Origin of the sequence: Pseudomonas sp. HS6-2 (assembly GCF_049325675.2) — a bacterium.
Taxonomy (GTDB): domain Bacteria; phylum Pseudomonadota; class Gammaproteobacteria; order Pseudomonadales; family Pseudomonadaceae; genus Aquipseudomonas; species Aquipseudomonas putida_N.
In genome coordinates this window covers 1,158,072-1,180,863 of the sequence record NZ_CM143906.1, presented here as the reverse complement: position 1 = coordinate 1,180,863, position 22,792 = coordinate 1,158,072, and the positions used below count along the sequence as shown (strand labels likewise).

Annotated in this window: 20 protein-coding genes; 5 read left to right on the top strand and 15 right to left on the bottom strand. The window is 63.6% G+C overall.

Going from position 1 to position 22,792, the window contains the following annotated elements:
- Nucleotides 1–49: 49 nt before the first annotated feature.
- The 3 genes from guaB to ACOKS3_RS05425 form a co-directional block, all read right to left on the bottom strand.
- Entirely contained in the window at nucleotides 50–1,519 is a 1,470-nt protein-coding gene (guaB, locus tag ACOKS3_RS05435; protein ID WP_012270723.1) for an IMP dehydrogenase, read from the bottom strand.
- Between the two features lie 86 nt (nucleotides 1,520–1,605).
- Nucleotides 1,606–2,163: a sugar ABC transporter ATPase gene (locus ACOKS3_RS05430; protein WP_103445500.1), complete on the bottom strand. Its 558-nt coding sequence runs from the start codon at nucleotides 2,161–2,163 to the stop codon at nucleotides 1,606–1,608.
- Nucleotides 2,164–2,209: 46 nt separating this feature from the next.
- Complete coding sequence (locus ACOKS3_RS05425) at nucleotides 2,210–2,965, bottom strand: sulfite exporter TauE/SafE family protein (protein WP_103445501.1); 756 nt, start codon at nucleotides 2,963–2,965, stop codon at nucleotides 2,210–2,212.
- A 97-nt stretch (nucleotides 2,966–3,062) separates the two neighbouring features.
- Between ACOKS3_RS05425 and ACOKS3_RS05420 the strand changes: the two genes are divergently transcribed.
- The 4 genes from ACOKS3_RS05420 to leuA all read left to right on the top strand — a co-directional run bounded on the left by ACOKS3_RS05420 (nucleotide 3,063) and on the right by leuA (nucleotide 8,330).
- Nucleotides 3,063–3,941 carry a LysR family transcriptional regulator gene (locus tag ACOKS3_RS05420; protein WP_103445502.1) on the top strand — a complete coding sequence of 293 codons (879 nt, stop codon included), beginning with the start codon at nucleotides 3,063–3,065 and terminating at the stop codon, nucleotides 3,939–3,941.
- A 114-nt stretch (nucleotides 3,942–4,055) separates the two neighbouring features.
- Complete coding sequence (xseA, locus tag ACOKS3_RS05415) at nucleotides 4,056–5,435, top strand: exodeoxyribonuclease VII large subunit (RefSeq protein ID WP_103445503.1); 1,380 nt, start codon at nucleotides 4,056–4,058, stop codon at nucleotides 5,433–5,435.
- Nucleotides 5,436–5,438: 3 nt separating this feature from the next.
- Entirely contained in the window at nucleotides 5,439–6,266 is an 828-nt protein-coding gene (locus tag ACOKS3_RS05410) for a M23 family metallopeptidase (protein WP_103445504.1), read from the top strand.
- A gap of 390 nt (nucleotides 6,267–6,656) precedes the next feature.
- Nucleotides 6,657–8,330 carry a 2-isopropylmalate synthase gene (gene leuA / locus ACOKS3_RS05405; RefSeq protein WP_103445505.1) on the top strand — a complete coding sequence of 558 codons (1,674 nt, stop codon included), beginning with the start codon at nucleotides 6,657–6,659 and terminating at the stop codon, nucleotides 8,328–8,330.
- Nucleotides 8,331–8,542: 212 nt separating this feature from the next.
- Here the strand turns inward: leuA and ACOKS3_RS05400 are convergent, their stop codons facing one another.
- The 3 genes from ACOKS3_RS05400 to zwf are packed head-to-tail and all read right to left on the bottom strand — an operon-like array spanning nucleotide 8,543 to nucleotide 11,410.
- Nucleotides 8,543–9,223, bottom strand: coding sequence for a bifunctional 4-hydroxy-2-oxoglutarate aldolase/2-dehydro-3-deoxy-phosphogluconate aldolase (locus ACOKS3_RS05400; RefSeq protein ID WP_103445506.1), 681 nt, complete (start codon nucleotides 9,221–9,223; stop codon nucleotides 8,543–8,545).
- Between the two features lie 17 nt (nucleotides 9,224–9,240).
- Nucleotides 9,241–9,954 carry a 6-phosphogluconolactonase gene (gene pgl / locus ACOKS3_RS05395; RefSeq protein WP_103445507.1) on the bottom strand — a complete coding sequence of 238 codons (714 nt, stop codon included), beginning with the start codon at nucleotides 9,952–9,954 and terminating at the stop codon, nucleotides 9,241–9,243.
- Nucleotides 9,941–11,410, bottom strand: coding sequence for a glucose-6-phosphate dehydrogenase (gene zwf, locus ACOKS3_RS05390; RefSeq protein ID WP_103445508.1), 1,470 nt, complete (start codon nucleotides 11,408–11,410; stop codon nucleotides 9,941–9,943). Before zwf ends, pgl begins: the two co-directional genes overlap by 14 nt.
- A 211-nt stretch (nucleotides 11,411–11,621) precedes the next feature.
- Between zwf and hexR the strand changes: the two genes are divergently transcribed.
- Nucleotides 11,622–12,485, top strand: a complete 864-nt coding sequence (gene hexR, locus ACOKS3_RS05385) for a DNA-binding transcriptional regulator HexR (RefSeq protein WP_177326722.1) — start codon at nucleotides 11,622–11,624, stop codon at nucleotides 12,483–12,485.
- Here hexR and ACOKS3_RS05380 read toward each other — a convergent pair.
- The 9 genes from ACOKS3_RS05380 to gltR form a co-directional block, all read right to left on the bottom strand.
- Nucleotides 12,478–13,332: a D-hexose-6-phosphate mutarotase gene (locus tag ACOKS3_RS05380; RefSeq protein ID WP_103445509.1), complete on the bottom strand. Its 855-nt coding sequence runs from the start codon at nucleotides 13,330–13,332 to the stop codon at nucleotides 12,478–12,480. The two genes, hexR and ACOKS3_RS05380, sit on opposite strands and share 8 nt — an antisense overlap.
- Before the next feature lie 117 nt (nucleotides 13,333–13,449).
- Nucleotides 13,450–14,793 carry a carbohydrate porin gene (locus tag ACOKS3_RS05375; RefSeq protein WP_103445510.1) on the bottom strand — a complete coding sequence of 448 codons (1,344 nt, stop codon included), beginning with the start codon at nucleotides 14,791–14,793 and terminating at the stop codon, nucleotides 13,450–13,452.
- Between the two features lie 41 nt (nucleotides 14,794–14,834).
- Entirely contained in the window at nucleotides 14,835–15,989 is a 1,155-nt protein-coding gene (locus ACOKS3_RS05370; protein WP_103445511.1) for an ABC transporter ATP-binding protein, read from the bottom strand.
- A gap of 3 nt (nucleotides 15,990–15,992) precedes the next feature.
- Nucleotides 15,993–16,838 carry a carbohydrate ABC transporter permease gene (locus tag ACOKS3_RS05365; protein ID WP_103445512.1) on the bottom strand — a complete coding sequence of 282 codons (846 nt, stop codon included), beginning with the start codon at nucleotides 16,836–16,838 and terminating at the stop codon, nucleotides 15,993–15,995.
- Nucleotides 16,831–17,739 (bottom strand): carbohydrate ABC transporter permease, encoded by a 909-nt coding sequence (locus ACOKS3_RS05360; RefSeq protein WP_103445513.1) that lies wholly within the window; start codon nucleotides 17,737–17,739, stop codon nucleotides 16,831–16,833. The genes ACOKS3_RS05365 and ACOKS3_RS05360 overlap by 8 nt, the downstream gene beginning before the upstream one ends.
- 131 nt (nucleotides 17,740–17,870) lie before the next feature.
- Nucleotides 17,871–19,157: an ABC transporter substrate-binding protein gene (locus ACOKS3_RS05355; protein ID WP_103445514.1), complete on the bottom strand. Its 1,287-nt coding sequence runs from the start codon at nucleotides 19,155–19,157 to the stop codon at nucleotides 17,871–17,873.
- Nucleotides 19,158–19,261: 104 nt separating this feature from the next.
- The gene (locus ACOKS3_RS05350; protein WP_103445515.1) at nucleotides 19,262–20,512 is read right to left on the bottom strand and encodes a D-mannose isomerase; all 1,251 of its coding nucleotides are present in this window, start codon (nucleotides 20,510–20,512) and stop codon (nucleotides 19,262–19,264) included.
- Nucleotides 20,513–20,613: 101 nt separating this feature from the next.
- Nucleotides 20,614–22,068, bottom strand: coding sequence for an ATP-binding protein (locus tag ACOKS3_RS05345; protein ID WP_103445516.1), 1,455 nt, complete (start codon nucleotides 22,066–22,068; stop codon nucleotides 20,614–20,616).
- Nucleotides 22,049–22,774 (bottom strand): two-component system response regulator GltR, encoded by a 726-nt coding sequence (gltR, locus tag ACOKS3_RS05340; RefSeq protein WP_103445517.1) that lies wholly within the window; start codon nucleotides 22,772–22,774, stop codon nucleotides 22,049–22,051. Before gltR ends, ACOKS3_RS05345 begins: the two co-directional genes overlap by 20 nt.
- Nucleotides 22,775–22,792 lie beyond the last annotated feature (18 nt).

Below are 22,792 nucleotides of genomic sequence, written 5' to 3'. Positions count from 1 at the left end.
CGACGCGGGGCTGTAATGACAGCCCCGCTTGCAAGTTTTGCTGGAAGCCTCAGCCTACGCGGTAGTTAGGGGCTTCTTTGGTGATCTGCACGTCATGCACGTGGGACTCGGCCATGCCAGCACCAGTGATGCGCACGAATTCCGGCTTGGTGCGCATCTCTTCGATGGTCGCGCTGCCGGTGTAGCCCATGGACGAACGCAGGCCGCCCATCAGCTGGTGGATGATCGCGGCCAGGGCCCCCTTGTAAGGAACGCGGCCTTCGATGCCTTCAGGTACCAGCTTCTCGGCGCCGGCCGAGGAGTCCTGGAAGTAACGGTCGGACGAGCCTTGCGCCTGTGCCATGGCACCCAGCGAGCCCATGCCGCGGTAGGCCTTGTAGGAACGGCCCTGGAACAGCTCGACTTCGCCCGGTGCTTCTTCGGTACCGGCGAACATCGAACCCATCATCACGCAGGAAGCACCGGCAACGATGGCCTTGGACAGGTCACCGGAGAAGCGGATGCCGCCGTCGGCGATCAGTGGCACGCCAGTGCCTTCCAGTGCAGCGGCGACGTTGGCAATGGCGCTGATCTGCGGCACGCCGACACCGGCAACGATACGGGTGGTGCAGATCGAGCCTGGGCCGATACCGACCTTGACGGCGTCGGCGCCGGCTTCAGCCAGGGCCTTGGCCGCAGCGCCGGTGGCGATGTTGCCGCCGATCACCTGCACTTGCGGGTAGGTTTCCTTGACCCAGCGAACGCGGTCGATCACGCCTTTGGAGTGACCGTGGGCGGTGTCGACCACCACCACGTCAACGCCGGCGGCAACCAGGGCGGCAACGCGCTCGCCGGTGTCCTTGCCGGTGCCGACCGCAGCGCCAACGCGCAGGCGACCCTGGTCGTCCTTGCTGGCCAGCGGGTAGGCCTTGGCCTTTTCGATGTCCTTGACGGTCATCATGCCCTTGAGGTTGAACTTGTCGTCAACGATCAGGACCTTTTCCAGGCGGTGCTTGTGCAGCAGCTCGCGGACTTCGTTCTTGTCGGCGCCTTCGCGGACGGTGACCAGACGCTCTTTCGGCGTCATCACGTCGCGGACCTTGGCGTCCAGACGGGTTTCGAAGCGCACGTCACGGGAGGTGACGATGCCGACCAGGTCGCCGTTCGCCAGTACCGGAACGCCGGAGATGTTGTTCAGGCGGGTCAGGTCGAACAGATCGCGCACGGTGGCGTCGGCTTCGATGGTGATCGGGTCCTTGACCACGCCAGCCTCGAACTTCTTGACCTTGCGCACTTCGCCGGCCTGCTGTTCGATGGTCATGTTCTTGTGGATGATGCCGATGCCGCCTTCCTGGGCCATGGCAATGGCCAGGCGCGCTTCGGTCACGGTATCCATGGCAGCGGAAACCAGCGGAATGTTCAGCTCGATGCCACGAGTCAAACGGGTCTTGAGACTGACTTCATTGGGCAGTACCTCGGAGTAGCCAGGTACAAGGAGGATATCGTCGAAGGTCAGGGCTTCTTGGCTGATACGCAGCATCGCGGGGGCTCCCGGGCGGGAAAAATGGAAGCGCGCCATTATACTCATCCACGGCGCGCCGCTCAATGCAAAATAAGGGCCTTCGGTCAGCCTTGTGGCACTTTTACCTGCACCACCGCCACCGGCTGGTCGAGCCAGTCGGCAAAGCTGTCGAGAAAGGCCTGGGTGAACCCGGCCTCGCCCCAGTTGTTGAAGATGAACCCAAGGTTGGAAAAGGCACATGGCTGCAGGTAAATGAAGCCGTTGATGTCGTCTTCATGGCCGCACAGCGGGCAGGTGAAGTTGTCGCTCACCGCCGGCATCCACTCCTCAAGGCTCTCGAACAGCGGCTCGCCGACCTCGCGCCGGCACTCCGGGCAACCAGCCTCCTCGAGGAACCCCTCGGTCGGGGTATAGATGCAACGCTTGAGCATCACTTCCAGGCCATTGACCTGCTCGCCGAACGGCAGCTTTTCCGGATGCAGGGCGACCTTGCGCGCGCCCGCCGCCAAGGCATGGCCCATGCGGTTGCCGGTGCGCCCGCAGGTGGTCAGTTGTTCTTCGACGATCTTCTCGCGCACCAGCCAGCGCAGGATGGCGCGGGCACGGGCTTCGTGCACCTCGACGGTGGACAGCTTGGGGACAATGATGCTCTGGGTGTTCATGAACGAAGCGGGCCTGCGGACTGCGGTAATCCTGCAATTCTACAGCTCAGCCGCTCAGGTAGCGACCGATCAGCGCCAGGCCGCTGGCCAGCACCAGCCAGGTGACCAGGCGCACGAAAGCTTCGCGGGACAGCTTAAAGGTCAGCCGGCGGCCCACCCAGAGACCGATGAACATCACGGGCAGCAGGCAGGCGGCGAGCAGCAACAGCCTGGTGTCGGCGTACACGCCGGCCAGCAGGAACAGCGTCAGGCGCACAATGGTGCTGCAGCTGATCAGGGCGCTCTGGGTCGCGCGCACCTGTTCCTTTATTTCCAGCCGTGCGCTCAGGTAGATCGCATAAAGGAAACCGCCACTACCAAACAAGGCGCCGAACAGCCCGCCAACCGTGCCCATGGGCACCGCCCAGAGGCCCGACAACCTGACCGGTCGCACCTTCACCGCCAGGCCATAGATCGCATAGGCGGTGACGAACAGCCCCATCAGCAGCAGCAACAGCTCGGACTTCAGGTGCAGCAGGAATACCACGCCCAAGGTGCAGCCCACGGCCATGCACGGTAACAGGCGCAGCAGCTCACCGCGCACCACGTCGCGACGCGATGGCAGCAGGTTGCCGAAGGCGGCGACGAAGTCCAGCAGCACCAGCAGCGGTATGATCCGCGACAGTGGCATGAAATGGATCAGTACCGGGCCGGCCACCAGCGCGGTGCCGAAGCCGGCGATACCGAAGACGATATAGGCAGCGCCGACGCCGAGCAGGATGGGCAGCCATTCAAGGCCGGAAATCGACAGTTGGTCCAGCATGGCAGCAATTCCTGGGAAGACAGGCAAAGGTTAGCCAGCCATGAGCCATCCCGACTAATATGCCTTTAACACCGTACCCATCTCGAAAAGGCATGACATGACGTCGATCCGCCAATTGCGTTACTTCGTGGAAATCGCCGAATGCGGCAGCTTCAGCGGTGCCGCCGAGCGGCTGTACATCGCCCAGTCGGCGCTGAGCCGGCAGATCAAGGAGCTGGAGCAGCAACTGGGCACGCCACTGTTCGAACGTACCGCACGCCTGCCGCGCCTGACGTTGGCCGGCCAGGCCTTCCTCGAACGCGCGCGGCGCTTGCTGGCCGACCTGGCGCAGGCCGAGCAGGTGACCCGCGACATTGGCGAAGGGCTGCAAGGCAGCCTGCGCCTGAACCACTCCAGCACGGTACCGCTGACCGGCCCGATACTGGCTCGCCTGGGCGGCTACCTGCGAGGCAACCCGGGAATTGCGCTGGAGATCGCCCAGCAGTCGTCGGAAGCGCAACTGGAGGATATCGCCGCCGGGCGGCTGGATATCGGCCTGTTGCGCCTGCCGGTGCTGCGCCAGCATGAAGGCGTGGTGCTGAACGAGCTGTTCAGTGAACCATTGTTGCTGGCGGTTGCCGCCGGGCATCCGCTGGCCGGTGCAGCGCAAGTGAGGCTGGAGCAGCTGTGTGAGGAGCGCTTTGTTTCCATCCCGCATCGGGATCGCGGCGGGCTGAGTTACCTGTCGGCCTCACTGTGCATGGATGCTGGCTTTTTCCCGCGAGCGGCGCAGGTGCTGTCGCGCAAGACCACACAGTTGCAGCTGATCCAGGCGGGGTTCGGGGTGGCGTTGTTGCCGAATTGCATGCGGGAGATTGCACCGGCCTCGGTCAGTTTCGTGGCGCTGGAGGGGGGATGCGAGAGTACTGTGGCGCTGGCCTGCCGACGCGATGCCGGACAGATGGTGCGCCAGTTCGTGGCAGCGATGCAGGGTTGATGTCACCGGCTATGCCGGTGTTCGCGGATAAACCCGCTCCCACAGCGACCGCGATATGCGCGAGGACAGGGGCGAGACAGACAACCGGGGCCGATGTCCTTTATGATGCCCGCCATGATCAGAGACCCTTTCGAACGACTCGGCCTGGACCGCGAGGTCCTCACCGTCAGCCAACTCAACGGCCGCGCGCGCGTGCTGTTGGAAGACGTGTTCCGCAGCGTCTGGGTGGAGGGCGAGATATCCAACCTCGCCCGCCCGGCCTCCGGCCACATGTACTTCACCCTCAAGGACAGCGGCGCCCAGGTGCGCTGTGCACTGTTCCGGCAGAACGCCACCCGTGTACGCCAGGCCCTGCGTGACGGCCTGGCGGTGCGCGTGCGCGGCAAGGTCTCACTGTTCGAAGGGCGTGGCGACTACCAGCTGATCCTCGACACGGTCGAACCGGCCGGTGATGGCGCCCTGCGCCTGGCCTTCGAGGCGCTGAAGGAAAAGCTCGGCGCCGAAGGACTGTTCAGTGCCGAGCGCAAGAAGCCGTTGCCGGCCCATCCGCAACGCATTGGCATCATCACCTCGCCCACTGGCGCGGTGATCCGCGACATCATCAGCGTGTTCGGCCGCCGGGCACCACAGGTCGAGCTGAACCTGATCCCCACTGCCGTGCAGGGCCGCGAAGCGATCAACCAGATCGTCCGCGCCTTGCAACAAGCTGACCGGCTGGGCTTCGACGCGCTGATCCTGGCCCGCGGTGGTGGCTCGCTGGAAGACCTCTGGTGCTTCAACGAAGAAGCAGTAGCGCGTGCCGTGGCCGCCTGCGTAACGCCAATTGTCAGCGCCGTCGGCCACGAGACCGATGTGTCGATCAGCGACTTCGTCGCCGACGTGCGCGCGCCTACGCCTTCGGCTGCCGCCGAACTGCTGGCCCCCGACAACAGCGGCCTGCAGCAACGCCTCGATGGCCTGCAGCGGCGCCTGCTGCTGCGCATGCAGAACCGCCTGACCCATGACCGCCTGCGCCTGGAGTCGCTGACCCGGCGCCTGCGCCATCCCGGTGAACGCCTGCGCCAGCAAGCGCAACGCCTGGATGACCTGGACATGCGCCTGCGCCGGGCCTTCATGCTCAACCTCAATCAGCGCCGCGAGCGCCTGGCACGTCTCGATACACGCCTGGCCGCGCAGCATCCGGGGCGCACGCTGAAACTGCTGGCGCAGCGCCTGGACAGCCTCGCCGAGCGCCTGCCACGGGCCATGCGCGAAGTGCTCAAGGACCGCCGCCAGCGCTTCCAGGCACAACTGCAGACCCTTCAGGTAGTCAGCCCGCTGGCGACACTGGCACGTGGCTACAGCATCCTTCTCGACGAGCAGGGCCAGGCCATCCGCAGCGCCGAGCAGACCCGCAACGGCCAGCGCCTGACCGCACGCCTGAACGAAGGCGAGCTGCTGGTGCGCGTCGAAGACAATCACCTGACCCCAGTCACCCTCTCTTTACTGGACTGACACATGCCTCGCCTGTTCGCACCCCTGCTCGCCCTCTCCCTCCTGCTGCTGGCCGCAGGCGCCCAGGCCAGCTACATCACCCGCACCCTGAACAAGCCCGTGCCCGGTGGCGTGGCGGTGGTCGACCTCGGCCCGGCAGCAACGGCGCCGAGCGCGCGCTTCGATGGCAAGCCGGTGCTGGTAGTCAAGGAGCAGGACAACTGGCTGGCCATCGTCGGCATCCCGCTGACCCAGAAGCCCGGCACCGCCGTGCTGACCCAGGGCGGCCGCAGCCTGCCCTTCAGCGTTGGCAGCAAGAAGTACCCCGAGCAGCACATCACCTTGAAGAACACCCGCCAGGTCAACCCGAATCCGGACGACCTCAAGCGCATCGACCGTGAACTGGCCGAGCAGATCAAGGCGTATCGCAGCTTCAGCCCGGTGCTGCCGAGCAACCTGATCCTCGACAAACCCGTCAGCGGGCCGCTGTCGAGCAAGTTCGGCGTGCGCCGCTTCTTCAATGGCGAGGAGCGCAACCCGCATGCCGGGCTGGACTTCGCCGTACCGGCCGGCACGCCGATCAAAACGCCGGCCAACGGCAAGGTGATCCTGGTGGGTGACTACTTCTTCAATGGCCGTACGGTGTTCGTCGACCATGGGCAAGGGTTCATCAGCATGTTTTGCCACATGTCGAAGATCGATGTGCAGGTTGGCCAGCAGCTGCGCCGCGGCGATGTGGTCGGGCGCGTGGGCTCGACCGGGCGGGCCACCGGGCCGCACATGCACTGGAATGTCAGCCTGAACGATGCGCGGGTGGATCCGGCGATCTTCATTGGTGCGTTCCAGCCTTGAGATCGGCGGCGCCTCTTCGCGGGGCAAGCCCGCTCCGAGCGGGCTTGCCCCGCGAAGAGGCCGGACATTCGACATCACTTCCGCTCTGTTGCGCCATCGAAAAATACCGCGCAATAATCTAAACCCCTTAACCACTTATCAGCGATAAAATCTCGCTATATATCTTTTTTTAAGCATTCCTCTCAATTTTTTCCGAATGCTTGCCATCCCCCAGCCCACTGGTTAGGGTTGAGGGCATGAAAACCTTCAGCACCCTCATCCTGCTCCGACAACATCGCAGCCTCTGCCTGGTCAGCGCCCGACTACCAGGCTGATTCGCGTCGCCTCGCCTCATCATCTCGTTACAGCTCGGCAGGCCCGATCTCGGCCGCACACAAAAGGATTGCTTCCATGACCATGCTCAAAGACCCATCGAAGAAATACCGCGCTTTCCCGACCATCGACCTGCCTGACCGTACCTGGCCGTCGAAGACCATCACCGAGGCGCCGATCTGGTGCAGCTCCGACCTGCGTGATGGCAACCAGTCGCTGATCGAGCCGATGGATTCGGAGAAGAAGCTGCGTTTCTGGAAGACCTTGGTGCAGGTTGGCGTGAAGGAAATCGAAGCCTCGTTCCCATCGGCCTCGCAAACCGACTTCGACTTCGTGCGCATGCTGATCGAAGACGGCCACATCCCGGACGACACCACCATCCAGGTGCTCACCCAGGCCCGTGAAGACTTGATCGCCCGTACGTTCGAGTCGCTGCGCGGCGCGAAGAAGGCCATCGTCCACCTGTACAACGCCACCAGCCCATCGTTCCGCCGCATCGTCTTCAACCAGGACAAGCAAGGCGTGAAGGACATCGCGGTGAACGCGGCCAAGCTGTTCGTCAAATATGCCGCCCAGCAGCCAGAAACCCAGTGGACCTTCCAGTACTCGCCAGAAACCTTCAGCGCCACCGAGATGGAGTTCGCCAAGGAAGTCTGTGACGCGGTCATCGAGGTGTGGAACCCGACCCCCGAGCACAAGATCATCCTCAACCTGCCGGCCACCGTGGAAGTTTCCACGCCGAACATCTACGCCGACCAGATCGAGTGGTTCTGCCGTAATGTCAGCCGTCGCGACAGCGTGATCATCAGCCTGCACTGCCACAACGACCGTGGCACCGGCATCGCCGCCACCGAGCTGGGCCTGATGGCCGGCGCCGACCGTGCCGAAGGCTGCCTGTTCGGCAACGGCGAGCGTACCGGCAACGTCGACCTGGTGACCCTGGCGCTGAACCTCTACACCCAGGGCATCGACCCGCTGCTGGACTTCTCCGACATCGACGGCGTGCGCAAAGTGGTCGAAGAGTGCAACCAGCTGCCGGTGCACCCACGTCACCCATACGTCGGCGACCTGGTCCACACCGCGTTCTCCGGTTCGCACCAGGACGCCATCCGCAAAGGCTTCGCCAAGCAGCAGGAAGGCGAGCTGTGGGAAGTGCCGTACCTGCCGATCGACCCGGCCGACATCGGCCGCAGCTACGAGGCGGTGATCCGCGTCAACAGCCAGTCGGGCAAAGGCGGCATCACCTACCTGCTCGAGCAGGAATACGGCATCAGCCTGCCACGCCGCATGCAGATCGAATTCAGCCAGGTCGTGCAGGGTGAAACCGACCGCCTGGGCCTGGAAATGACCGCCCAGCAGATCTACAGCCTGCTGCACAAGGAATACCTCCAGGCCAACGCCCCGTATGCGCTGGTCAGCCACCGCCTGCAGGAAGAAAACGGCAACAGTGCCGTGGAAGTGGAAGTCGCCGGTGAAGGCGAGACCACCCTGCACTGGCGCGGCAAGGGCAACGGCGCCCTGGAAGCCCTGGTGGCCGGTCTGCCAGTATCCGTGGAAATCATGGACTACAACGAGCACGCCATCGGTGCCGGTACCAATGCCAAGGCGGCAGCCTACATCGAACTGCGCGTGGCCGGCGGCCGCCCGGTGCATGGCGTGGGTATCGATGAGAACATCACCACCGCCAGCTTCAAGGCGCTGTTCAGCGCACTGAACCGCTCGCTCAGCCAGCAGGAAGCCAAGGCGGCCTGAGCCGTAGCGCAATGAACAGGAAAGCCCGCATCCTTTGATGCGGGCTTTTTTTTGCCTGTACCGGCCCTTTCGCGGGGCAAGCCCGCTCCTACAGATATTGCGCAGGCCCTGCGGCAAACATGGGAGAGGGGCGGCACAGGCAATGTACAAATCCCAGGCAAAAAAAGGGGCGCCGACCAAGCGCCCCATAAGCCGTAAAGCACACAACAGTTTCAGTTGGCGTCCAGCAGTGCCATCGCCTCGGCGCTGCACGCCTCGATCCGCGCCCAGTCGCCGTTCTTGATCCAGCTGCTGTCGAGCATCCAGGTACCACCCACGCACATGACGTTCGACAGCGCCATGTAATTGCGCACGTTGGCCGGGTTCACGCCGCCAGTCGGGCAGAAGCGAATATCGCCGAACGGGCCGGCAAAGGCCTTGATCGCCGCCACACCACCACTGATTTCCGCCGGAAACAATTTGAAGCGGCGGTAGCCCAAGGCATAACCCATCATGATTTCGGACGGCGTGCTGATGCCTGGCAGCAGCGGGATCTCGCTGTCGACACCGGCTTCGAGGATGTCCTGGGTGATGCCCGGCGTGACGACGAACTGCGCGCCAGCGGCTTCCACCGCTGCGAACATGCTGCGGTCGAGCACAGTGCCGGCGCCGACACATAGCGCCGGACGCTGCTCACGCAGTACCTGGATAGCCTTCAGGCCATGCTGCGAACGCAAGGTCACTTCAAGGGTGCGGATACCGCCAGCAGCCAGGGCGTCAGCCAGTGGCAGGATGTCTTCCTCACGGGCGATGGTGATTACCGGCAGGATGCGCGCCTGTTCGCAGATTGCATCGATCCGGGCGGCTTTATCCGCCATCGAAAGCTTGGGCTGTGGGCGTTCAAGGGTGGTCATGACAGTGGATCCTTGGCTCATGGGCACCAGTAGATGTCCAGGGGGTCGTGAAGAAAGGCGCGAATCGGCATTTCGGAAAGGTCGTTGCCCGCCAGCGCGGCGCGCAGGGTAGCGAGTTTGCCCGGGCCTTGCACGGACAGCGCGATGAATGCCGCGCTGGCCAGCAGTGAGCGGGTCATCGACAGGCGCTGGTGCGGCACGCTCGGGGCCAGCATCGGCAGGCAACGGCGCGTGCTGTTCGGGGCCAGGCCTGCGGCGAGGTTGGGGCTGCCCGGGAACAGCGAGGCGGTATGGCCATCGTCGCCCATGCCCAGCACCAGTGCATCGATCGGTGGCAGCTCGGCCAAGGCCTGGTCGGCACTGTCTGCGGCCGCGTCGAGGGTTCCGGCCTGCTGATAGAGCCCGACGAAGCGGGCCTTGCCGGCAGCGCCCTTGAGCAAGTGGCGGGCCAGCAGGCCGGCATTGCTGTCGGCGTGCTCCACCGGCACCCAGCGCTCGTCGGCCAGGCTGACGGTGACCTTGGCCCAGTCCAGCTGTTTGCCGGCCAGCTTCTCGAGGAACGACACCGGGCTGCGACCGCCAGACAACACCACACAGGCCTGGCCCTTGGCGGCAATGGCTGCACGCAGGCGTTCGGCCACGTCATGGGCCAGGCTTGCGGCCAGTGCATTGGCATCCGCCAGGTCGTGCACCTGCACGACCGCTGGCAGCTTCAATTCAGATATCGCCATACCACGACCTCCCATCGCGCGTGATCAATGCAATCGAGCTCATCGGCCCCCAGGACCCCGCCGCGTAAGGTTTGGGCGCATCGCCCGCGTTGCGCCAGCCGGCGATCAACTGGTCACACCACTTCCAGGCATACTCGATCTCGTCCTTGCGCACGAACAGGTTCTGGTTGCCGCGCATCACTTCGAGCAGCAAGCGCTCGTAGGCATCCGGAATCCGCGCACTGCGCCAGGTGTCGGAAAAATTCAGCTGCAGCGGGCCACTGCGCAGTTGCATGCCCTTGTCCAGGCCCTGCTCCTTGGTCATCACCCGCAAGGATATGCCTTCGTCCGGTTGCAGGCGGATGATCAGTTTGTTGCCGATCTGCAAACGCTGTTCCGGGGCGAAGATGTAGTGCGGCGTTTCCTTGAAGTGGATGACGATCTGCGACAGCTTCTGCGGCATACGCTTGCCAGTACGCAAGTAGAACGGCACGCCCGACCAGCGCCAGTTGCGAATGTCGGCGCGCAGGGCGACGAAGGTTTCGGTGTCGCTCTGGGCATTGGAATTGTCTTCTTCCAGGTAGCCCGGCACCGGCTTGCCGTCGCTATAGCCGGCGATGTACTGACCGCGCACCACCCGGGTGCTCAAGCCTTCGCCGGTGATCGGTGCCAGCGCCTTGAGCACCTTGACCTTCTCGTCACGGATGCTGTCGGCCGACAGCTCGCTGGGCGGGTCCATGGCAATCAGGCAGAGCAATTGCAGCAAGTGGTTCTGGATCATGTCGCGCAACTGGCCGGCCTTGTCGAAGTAGCCCCAGCGGCCCTCGATGCCGACCTTCTCCGCCACGGTGATCTCTACGTGGGAGATGGAATTCTGGTTCCACTGGGTTTCGAACAGGCTGTTGGCAAAACGCAGGGCGATCAGGTTCTGCACCGTCTCCTTGCCCAGGTAATGGTCGATGCGATAGACCCGGGTTTCAGGGAAGAAGCGCGCCACGGCATCGTTGACCCGCCGTGATGACTCCAGATCATGGCCGATGGGTTTTTCCAGCACCACCCGGGTGCGAGCGGCAAGGCCAGCCTTGTCGAGGTTCTCGCAGATGGCGCCGTAGACGGCCGCCGCCGTGGCAAAGTAGGCGATCAGCGGCTGCTCGGCAGCCAGTTGTTCGGCCAGGGCCTGGTAGCCCTCGGGCTGCAGGAAGTCCAGGTGCTGGTAGCGCAGGCGGCCGAGGAAGCGCCCCAACGCGGCGGGCTCGATTTCAGCTTCGGCCACATGCCGGCGCAGGTGCGTTTCAATGGTGTTCAGGTGAGCCTCGGCGCTGCCGGCCTCGCGGGCCAGCGCCAGCAGGCGGGTGTCCGCGTGCAGGAGGTTGGCACGGTCGAGCTGGTAGAGCGCAGGAAACAGCTTGCGCAATGCCAGGTCGCCAAGGGCGCCAAACAGGGCAAAGGTGCAAGGTTCGACACTGATCGCAGCCATGATGTTGGTTCTTTCCTAAAGTTGGTCTAGGAATACCGCTTTCACACACGGTTTTCAAGGGATAATGTAGTAAAAACCACAACATTACACGCAAGCGTTACAGACAAGTGGTACGCCAATCGCACCGACAGTACGATAGACGACCGTGCAAAAAGCCTGCTGCTCCCACAGCCGGCTGTCTTCTCGACCCAAGGACACACCCATGGACCGCGTGCGAAACCTCCTGGAACAGATCCAGGGACGCCTCGACGAGCTGAACAAGGCCGAACGCAAAGTCGCCGAAGTCATCCTGCTCAACCCGCAACAAGCCACCCGTTTCAGCATCGCCGCGCTGGCCCAGGCGGCCAAGGTCAGCGAACCGACTGTCAACCGCTTCTGCCGCTCGTTCGGCGTCAGCGGCTACCCGGAACTCAAGCTGCAGCTGGCGCAAAGCCTGGCCAGCGGCGCAGCGTATGTCAGCCGTGCGGTGGAAGCCGACGACGACCCGGCAGCCTACACCCAGAAAATTTTCGGCAGTGCCATCGCCTCGCTCGACAGCGCCTGCCAGCAACTGGACCCGCAACAGGTCAGCCGCGCCGTGGACATGATGATCCAGGCCCGGCAGATCCACTTCTTCGGCCTCGGCGCCTCGGCGCCGGTGGCCCTCGATGCCCAGCACAAGTTCTTCCGCTTCAACCTCGCGGTATCGGCCCATGCCGACGTGCTGATGCAGCGCATGCTGGCCTCGGTGGCACACACCGGCGACCTGTTCGTGATCATCTCCTACACCGGGCGCACCCGCGAGCTGGTCGAAGTAGCACGCCTGGCCCGGGAAAACGGCGCCTCGGTGCTCGGCCTGACCGCTGCCGGCTCGCCGTTGGCCCAGGCCTGCAGCCTGAGCTTGCACATCCCGCTGCCGGAAGACACCGATATCTACATGCCGATGACCTCGCGAATCATCCAGCTGACCGTGCTCGACGTGCTGGCCACCGGCATGACCCTGCGCCGCGGCGTGGACTTCCAGCCGCACCTGCGCAAGATCAAGGAAAGCCTCAACGCCAGCCGCTACCCGATCGAGGACGACGAACTCAACTGAGCCGGTGCGCCTGCAGCCGCAGGTGCGCTCGCTGCCCCGGCGCAAGGCTCAGGCCCTCGCCACTGCCACTGGCCGCCTCGACGCAGACAAAACCCTGGCACTCACGGCCGCTGACGCCCATCAGCGGCCGATTGCCCGGGTGCCAGACCACGGTATCGTCGCTGTCGCCGGTGTCGATGCACAGCTCCCGCTCCCAGGCCGGGTCCTGCAGCTGCACCCGTGGCGTGCCCGGGTAGACTTTCTGGCAGCCACCCTTGAGCTTGAGCGCGCCGTCTTCACGGCAGGCCTGGCGGCTCAGGCGGTCATAGCCTTCGATATCCTCGAGCCCAGACAGCGCTATCTCGGACACGTCGCTGATACGCCAGTAAGCCAGCAGCGCATGGCTCAGCTGGCAAGGTTCACTGTCCTGGTGCTCGGTGCTCAGGCTTAGTTCCATGCGGTTGCCGAGCCTGGCGTGCAGGTCTACCTGCCAGTCGCACAGGTCCAGCCGCCACTTCAGGCTGACGCCCTCCTCGTCTTCGCGGCTGTCCACCAGCTTCCAGTCCAGCAAGCGCGCCCAGCCATGGGCTGGCCACAGGTCTTCGCTGGGATGGCGGCCATACCAGGGCCAGCACACCGGCACACCACCGCGAATGGCGCCCACCTGCGGCCATTGCTCGGCGCACCACAGCCAGGGCCGCTCACCAGCTGGCTGGAAGTGCAGCAGTTGCGCGCCTTGGCGGCTGAATACCGCCTGGCAACGGGGATGGTCGATGATCAGCACATCGCGCTGCTGGTAACGCTCCCACTCGAATGTCGGCCGCGGCCGCTGCGAGGAAAAGAAGCGATGTAGCGGATGTTCAGGCATGGTTCCAAGCTCTTGTTGTTTGAGATAGCGCTATCTCGGCCCATCCCCGACAACCACTGCAAGCCAGTGGGTGCCGGGAGCCGAATTTGGATTGGCGTAAATTTACAACAAGTTCGCTTAGAAAGACGACTGAATCTTCAAACCTGCGACCAGCGCGTTGTCGACTTCGTCCACACCGCCCGGGCTCTTGATGTACTGCAGGTTGGGCCGCACGGTCAGCCAGTTGGTGACGTGGAAGCCGTAGTACAGCTCGGCGTTGTACTCGGTGCGCTGCAGCGGCACGAAGCCTGGGTTGTCGTAATCGTCGATACCGCTCTGGGCATTGAGCAGCTCGGCGCGTTTCTTCACGTCATCGTTCACATGAATGCGTGCCACGCCGAAGCCGATGTCGTCCTTGGGCCGGGCGTCGAAAGCCCCTTTGTAGACCAGGCCGACCTGCTGGTAGTTGTCGACCACGTTAGTGGCCTTGTCGTGCACAGTGAAGTTGGCGAACAGGCTCAGGCCGCGATTGATGTCGCCACCATGGGCGGTGACCTGCTGCTGCGCCACCACCCACCAGCCGTGCTTGCTCGAATGCGACTTGAAGTCCTGGCCGGTGACCGCCTGCGGGTTGCCGTTGACGTCTTCGAATACGTCATCGGCCTTGGCGGTGCTGTAGTAATAACCCAGGCGGTATTCACCCGGCAGGTCATTGACCTTGGGCGACCAGACCATCTCGACCGGCAGGATTGCCCCCTTGGTACCACTGCCACTGAGCTTGAAGCCGTTGCCGGTCTCCAGGTTCGACGGGTTCTGCTCGTAGGCGCCGACTTGTACGAAGAATTCCGGGGTGATGTTGTACTTGACCCGCAGTGCCCACTGGCTGACCGGCCAGTTGTACCAGATGCTGCCGACCCAGTTGCCCACCTGCGAGCCGCAGAAGGCCAGGTTCTGGAAGTCGCAGGGGAAGCTGTTGAAGTCCTCCCCCTCACCGAAGCGGCCGACTTTCACGTCCAGCGCACCGTCGAAGTACTTCTGCTTGACCCACATCTGCGTCAGCCGCCAGGTCTGGCCACGGCCCCACACTTCCTGCACCGAGCTGAACTGCCCGGCGCGCGGGTCGCTGATGCGGTCGTTGGACAGGTTGCGGCCACTGCGTTCGGTGATCGCCAGCTTGAACTCGGCATCGTGCCAACCGAGGATCTTCTGCAGATCCAGGTGGGCGCCAAGCGCGAACTGGTCACTGTAGCGGGCGGTCTTGTCGTCGTTGTAGCCGCCATGGAGGTTACCGGCCACCTCGCCCACGTAGTCGAGGGTGAAGTCGTAGCCCTTGTCCAGCAGTTCGGTGCGGGTACCGCCCCAATCGCCGGTCATCCATTTCGACTCGCTGGAAAATGCCTCGGCAGCCTGCACGCCGCTGCTGCCAACCACGGCAAGCAGGGCCAGTGAACCCAAGGTCCTGATGCGATTGCGCTGTTCCATCCCTTTGCGTCCTCTTTTTTCTTATTGATGGTGTAGACGAATTAGCGGCCCTTGAAGTGAGCCACGTTGTCCTTTACGGCAGTATTGCTGCTGGCCAGGTGCAAACGTTCGCCGCTGCCTTCGTCGAACAGCAGCACCCGTGCCGGATCGAACTGCAGGTGCAAGCTTTCGCCCACCCGGCAGGTGATGTCCGGCGCCAGGCGGCAGCAGACCTTGGTCTGGTTGAGGGTGACGAACACCAGCAGGTCCGGCCCGGTGGGCTCGGTCACCTGCACTTCGGCGCGGATACCGGGCAGGCCATTGCCCTCACCTGCGCCCAGGGCGATCTGCTCGGGGCGGATGCCGAGGATGATCTCGCGACCGTCGAGGTCATCGTTGGCCGGCCCCAACGGCAGTTCGCAGCGCGCCTGGCCACTGTCGAGCACCGCCAACAGGCGCCCGTCCTGCTTGGCCAGGCGCACTGGAATGAAGTTCATCGGTGGCGAGCCGATGAAGCTGGCGACGAACTGATTGGCCGGGTCGTTGTAGATCTGCTGTGGCGTGCCGAACTGCTGGATGATGCCGTCCTTCATCACCGCCACCTTGTCGCCCAGGGTCATAGCCTCGATCTGGTCGTGGGTGACATACACCGTGGTGGTCTTCAGGCGCTGGTGCATCAGTTTCATTTCAGTGCGCATCTCGACCCGCAGCTTGGCGTCGAGGTTGGACAGCGGCTCGTCGAACAGGTAGATCTTCGGCCGCCGCGCCAGCGCCCGGCCCATGGCCACTCGCTGTTGCTGGCCACCGGACAGCTGCGCCGGCTTGCGTGCGAGCAGGTGCTCGATCTGCAGCAGCTTGGCCACCCGCGCCACTTCTTCATCGATGGCCGACTGCGGCATCTTGCGAATCTTCAGGCCGAATTCAATGTTCTCGCGCACGCTCATGGTCGGGTACAACGCGTAGGACTGGAACACCATGGCGATGTCGCGATCCTTGGGGCTCATTCCGCTGACGTCCTGCTCGTCGATGAGGATCGCGCCGCCGGTAATGTCTTCCAGGCCAGCGATGCAGTTCATCAGGGTCGATTTGCCGCAGCCCGAGGGGCCGACCAAGATCAGGAATTCACCGTCCTTGATCGACAACTGAATGTCCTTGAGGGTGTCTGGCAGGCCGCTGCCGTAGGTCTTGTTCACATTGCGAAGTTCGAGCGTTGCCATGACTTACCCCTTGACCGCGCCGGCCGTGAGCCCGCGGACGAAATATTTGCCTGCCACCACGTAGACCAACAGGGTTGGCAGGCCGGCGATCATCGCCGCCGCCATGTCGACGTTGTATTCCTTGGCCCCAGTGCTGGTGTTGACCAGGTTGTTCAGGGCCACGGTGATCGGCTGTGAGTCGCCGCTGGAGAACACCACGCCGAACAGGAAGTCATTCCAGATCTGGGTGAACTGCCAGATCAGGCAGACCATGATGATTGGTGTCGACATCGGCAGAATGATGCGGCGGAAGATAGTGAAGAAGCCGGCGCCGTCCAGGCGCGCAGCCTTGACCAGTGCATCGGGGATGCTCACGTAGAAGTTGCGGAAGAACAGCGTGGTGAACGCCAGGCCGTAGACCACGTGCACCAGTACCAGGCCGCTGGTGGTGCTGGCCAGGCCCAGCTTGCCAAGGGTGAACGACGCCGGCAGCAACACTGTCTGGAACGGCAGGAAGCAACCGAACAGCAGCAGGCCGAAGAACAGCTGCGAGCCGCGAAAGCGCCACATCGACAACACATAGCCATTCAGTGCACCGATGCTGGTAGAGATCAGCACCGCCGGCACGGTGATCATGATCGAGTTCCAGAAGTAACCACTGACCGTGCCCCAGGCCTTGACCCAGCCGATGCCAGTGATCACGGCGGGCCAGCTCAGCAGGTTGCCGGTGCTGATGTCTTCCGGCGACTTGAAGCTGGTCAGCAGCATCACCACCAGCGGCACCAGGTACAACAGCACGGCGATCAGCAGCACCGCATGGATCGTGATGCGGCTCAGGCTCAGCGCTGGTTTTTCCGAAAGACTATGCATGGCGCTTGCTCCGCAGCTCCGAGTACAGGTACGGCACGAGGATCGCCAGGATCGCCCCGAGCATGAGGATGGCACTGGCCGAGCCCATGCCCATCTGGCCGCGGCTGAAAGTGAAGGAGTACATGAACATTGCCGGCAGGTCGGAGGAGTAGCCCGGGCCACCGGCTGTCATTGCCGCCACCAGGTCGAAGCTCTTGATGGCAATGTGCGAAAGAATCATCAGCGAACTGAAGAACACCGGGCGCAGGCTGGGCAGCACCACGGTCCAGTAGATGCGCGGCAGGCTGGCACCGTCGATCTGTGCAGCGCGGATGATCGACGGGTCAACCCCGCGCAGGCCGGCGAGGAACATCGCCATGATGAAGCCCGAAGCCTGCCACACCGCGGCGATCACCAGGCAGTACACCACCCGGTCAGGGTCGATCAGCCAGTCCAGGCGAAAGCCCTCCCAACCCCAGTCGCGCAGCAACTTGTCCAGGCCCATGCCGGGGTTGAGCAGCCACTTCCAGGCGGTACCGGTGACGATCATCGACAACGCCATGGGGTACAGGTAAATGGTGCGGATGAAGCCTTCGCGGCGGATGCGCTGGTCCAGCAGCACGGCAAGCAGCACGCCGATGGCGAGGCTGATGGTGATGAACAGGCCACCGAACAGCATCAGGTTCTTGCTTGCCACCCACCAGCGGTCGTTGTCGAACAACCGGGCGTACTGCGCCAGGCCTGCCCACTTGTAGGTCGGCAGAAAGGTCGAAGTGGTGAAGGAGAGGATGAAGGTCCACAGGATGTAGCCGTAGAAGCCCACCAGGACGATGAACATGCTCGGCGCCAGCACCAGTTTCGGTAGCCAGCGCTGCAGCGCATCCAGGGGGGAGGCCCGCAGTTGGGCGGTTGTTGTTGTCATGTTGTGAATCTCGAGGTACGGGCGGTGCTTTGCACCGCTTCGCGGGCATGCCCGCTCCCACAGTGGGCCTGCTCACCACAGGTCCTGGGCAGGGCGCCGAACCTGTGGGAGCGGGCATGCCCGCGAATGGCTTACTTGGCCGCCTTGATCGCCGCCGCCAGCTTCTTCGCCGCATCGGCCGGGTCGGCCTTGGGGTCATTGATGTAGTTGGTTACCACATCGAAGAAGGCGCCCTGCACGGCCAGCGTGGTGGCCATGTTGTGCGCCATGCTCGGCTGCAGGCCGCCGCTCTTGGCGTCGGCGAGGAAGTCCTTGGCGGAGGTCTGGGCACAGGCGTCGAAGCCGTACTTGCCCATGTCGGCAAGCATGTCGTTGCGCACCGGGATCGAGCCCTTGTTGATACTGAAGACCTTCTGGAAGTCTTCACCCAACACCTTGCGGGCGATGTCCTGCTGCCCGGCGGCAGTGCCCTTGTCGTTCTGCTTGAACACCACCAGCGAGTCGATGTTGTACAGGAATGCCTTGTCCGTGCCGGGGAACGGCACGCACTGGTAATCCTTGCCGGCGGTCTTCTTCGCCAGGGTCCACTCGCTCTTGGCCCAGTCGCCCATGATCTGCATGCCGGCCTTGCCGTTGATGACTTTGGCCGCTTCGAGGTTCCAGTCCTGGCCCTTGCCGTCAGGATCCATATAGGTGGCGACTTTCTTGAGTTCGGCGAGCGACTTGACCATCTCGGGGCCGGTCAGGGCTTTCTCATCCAACTCGACCAACGCTTTCTTGTAACCCTCCACCCCCATCACCGCCAACACCACGCTCTCGAAGACCGTGCTGTCCTGCCAGGGCTGGCCGCCATGGGCGAGAGGAATGAAACCGGCAGCCTTGAGCTTGTCGGCAGCGGCGTAGAATTCGTCGAGGGTGGTCGGTGCCTTGTCGATGCCGGCCTTCTTGAATACCTCAGGGTTGATCCACAACCAGTTGATGCGGTGGATGTTGACCGGCACCGCGACATAGTCACCGTCGTACTTCACGGTGTCGGCGACCTTCTTGTCGAGCAGCGAATCCCACTTTTCTTCCTTGGCGACGTCCTTGAGCACATCGGCGTCGAGCAGCCCGGTAGCGGCCCAGTCCTGGATGTCCGGCCCCTTGATCTGCGCGACACCAGGCGGATTGCCGGCTACTGCGCGGCTCTTGAGCACGGTCATGGCCGTGGCACCACCGCCACCTGCGACAGCGCCGTCCTTCCAGGTGAAGCCGTCTTTCTCGACCTGGGCCTTGAGCACATCCACAGCGGCTTTTTCGCCACCGGAGGTCCACCAGTGCACCACTTCGACGCTGCCTTTGGATTCGGCGGCGGAGGCACTGAGCGGCAAGAGCGAGGCGAGGGAGATCGCGGCAGCGAGGCGGAGAGTCGAATTCATCGGAGTACCTTTCTTGTTGTTATGCCGGGCAAGTCGATCGCTTGCATTGCATGGAGTCTAATCAGCGCGCCCGCCTCGCCAGGTAACGAAGCGATGCGCGAATGTCATCGTTTGGTTACATAACGCGAAATTGCCGTTGCCAGGCTGGGTGCCAGGGGTAAAACCGGCAGCAGAACCGCCTGATACGCGTGATACAGGTCCGGCTTGCCCGGCCAGATGGTGCCGGCAGGGCGATTGTTCGCATCGAGTTCGTGGTGCCAGCTGCCGCCGGCACGGTCGATGAAATGGTTGTCGATGAACCCCCAGAAACAGTGGTACCACTTCTCATAATTGGCTTCGCCGGTTCTGCGCAACAGCGCGGCGGCGGCAGCGCTCGCCTCGGCATGCACCCAGTGCAGGCGCTGTCTGACCACAGGGCGGTTGTCCCAGTCCAGGGTGTAGACGAAGCCAGGTTCGCCATCGGCATGCCAGGCGTGACGACAGGCGCTGTCGAACAGGCCACGGGCGCAGGCCAGCAGCCAATCGGGTACAGGGAGACCAGCCAAGTGCAGGCTGGCCTCCAGGTGCAGCAGCAGGCGTGCCCATTCCATGGCATGCCCCGGCGTTGTGCCGTAAGGGCGGAAGTGGTCGGCCGGATGCTCCAGGTTATAGTGCGGCACTGGCTGCCAGAACGCGTCGAAATGCTCGATGACCCGATGGCCGTTGGCAGCGGCATGGGTGTGGATGATGCGTTCGGCAATGCGCAACGCCCGTTGCAGCCACAGTGTGTTGCCGGTGGCATCGGCCAGGGCCAGGAACGCCTCGGTAGCGTGCATGTTGCTGTTGGCGCCACGGTAGGCTTCAGGCAGCTGCCAGGCGCGGGAGAAGGTTTCACGCAGGGCGCCCTCCTGCTCGCACCAGAAGTGCGCATCGATTACCCCTACGGCGTCCTCCAGCAACTGCTCAGCACCGGCCATCCCGGCCACCTTGGCGGAACTGGCGGCCAGCGCGACGAATGCATGCAGGTAGGCAGCCTTGCCACTGTCGTAGAGGCCTTCGGGGTGCGCGAACCAGCCATCGTAGCTGGCATCGCGCAACGCCCCGCGCAAGGCCGCGACTCCATGCTCGGCGTAAGCCTGGCAGCCAGGCACACCCTGGATGTGCGCGAGGGCGAAGCAATGGGTCATGCGTGCGGTGTTCATGGTTTCGGCGATGGCACCCGGCGCGAGGTTGCCCGACGCATCGAGGTTGCCGAAGCCGGCTGGCAACTTCGATGCCTTGGCGAAGGCCAGCAGGCACTGCCCTTCTGCCATGAGCCAGGCAGCATGAACCGGTGAATCCAGCCAGCTGCCGAACGGGAGATCGATGTGCTTCATGGGCCTGCGCGTTCCTTGCCAGTCGTCTGCGAAGTCTAGCCAGCCGTCCTGGCCGGGATGTCACGAAGGACTGTGGTTGTGTCACCAGTCGGTGACACGCCTCAATCCATGCCTCTTGGCAGATACAGCGTCACCCGCAAACCGCCTTCGCGCAGGTTGAGCAAGCTCACCTCGCCGCCGTGACTGTGGGCGATATTACGTGCGATGCCCAAGCCCAGGCCGTAGCCCTGCTGCTTGCCGGCCAGGCGAAAATGCGGCTCGAACACCTGCTCCATCTGCTGCTGCGGCACGCCGGGCCCCTGGTCATCCACTTGCAGCACGAAGCCCTCGGCGCTGTCGATGATCCGCAGGTGTGCCCGCTCGCCATACTTGATGGCATTGTCGATCAGATTGCCGATACAACGGCGCAGTGCCAGCGGCTTGCCCGGGTATGGCGACATGGCTTGCCCTTCGACGGTGATACGGCCGTCACCCAGATATGGCTCGGCGAGAATCTCCAGCACCTGATTGAGGTCTATCGGCTCGATGTTCTCGTGGATGTCAGTGTCCTTCACGCACTGCAGAGCCCCTTTGACCAGCAGCTCCAGCTCGTCGAGGTCCTGGCTGAACTTGGCCTGCAACCGCTCGTCCTCGAGCAGCTCTACGCGCAGGCGCAAGCGCGTGATCGGCGTGCGCAGGTCGTGGGAAATGGCGCTGAACAACTGCGAGCGCTCGGTCAGGTAACGGCTGATGCGCTCGCGCATGCTGTTGAACGCACGCCCCACTTCGACCACCTCGCTGCCGCCGCCTTCGGCCACCGGTGCCACATCGGCGCCCAACGACAGTTCGCGCGCGGCGCGTGCCAGGCGCTTGAGCGGCCAGCTCTGCCAGTGCACCAGCAAGCCGATGAACAGCAGCAGCAAGACGGTGGTCAGGACGATGAAGCCGATCTGCTGACGCGGCAGGCGTTCGGTTTCGAGGCTGGTGTAGGGTTCGGGCAGCAAGGAGGCGATGTACAGCCATTCGCCCTGGTCCAGGCGGATCTGGGTCACCAGCACTGGCGGGTTGAGCGGCTCCAGGGTCAGCGAGTAATGCGCCCACGAGCGCGGCAGCTCATCGAGCTTCAGGCCACTGTTGAAGATGCGCAGGTCATCGGGGGCGACGAACTCGACGGAGATCTCCATCTGTTCGCCAAGCCGCTCGTGAAGCACGTCCTGGAACACGTCGATCACCGCCTGCTTGCGTGGCGTGATGGGCAACACCGGCATGTCCAGCGGCTTGTCGTTGAGCGACACGAAGAAGCGCGTGCCGCCCATGCTGCGCAACTGATCGAGCACCATCGGCCGATAGGCCACCGGCAGCGAGCGGAAGTAGCTGACGCTGGCGCTCATGGAATGGGCCAGGCTGCCGGCACTGGCGCGCAGGCCCTGCAGCTGGCTGGCACGCAGCTGGGCGACCCAGATCAGGCTCGACAGGCCCTGAGCCAACAGCACCACGAGCAAGGTCAGCAGCAGCATGCGCCCCAGCAGCGAGCGCGGCAGCAGGCGCCAGCGCCGCTCAGGAAGCGCAGCAGACATGGGCAGCCAGCAGGTAACCACTGCCACGCACGGTGCGGATCAGCCGCGCAGGCTTTTCGGTGTCGCGCAGGCGCTGGCGCAGGCGGCTGACCGCCATGTCGACGATGCGATCCAGCGGCATCGGCTCGCGGCCTCGGGTGGCGTTGCCGATGGTGTCGCGGTCGAGGATCTGTTGAGGGTGATCGAGAAACAGCTTGAGCAAGGCGAAGTCGGCACCGGACAGAATCACCTCTTCACCATCGCGGTGGAACAGCCGATGGCTGACGGTATCCAGACGCCAGTCGTCGAAAGCCAACACGACACTGACAGGGGCGGCTTGGCCGAACTCACTGCGGCGCAACAGGGCCTTGATCCGCGCCTGCAATTCACGTGGGCTGAATGGCTTGCCCAGGTAGTCATCGGCGCCCAGCTCCAGGCCGATGACGCGGTCGGCTTCATCGGAGCTGGCGGTCAGCATGATGATCGGTACCCGTGACTGGCGCGGGTGCTGGCGCACCCAGCGGCACAGGCTGAAGCCATCTTCGTCGGGCAACATGACGTCGAGGATCACCAGGTCGCAGGGAGCGTTTTCCAAGGCGCGACGAAAACCCTGGCCATCGGCTTCGGCGTGGACCTGGAAGCCGGCACGGCTCAGGTAGGTTTGCAGCAATTCACGAATTTCCTGATCGTCATCGACCATCAGGATGGACTTTCCGGCAGTGCTCAAGGTATCCCGCCCTCTTGT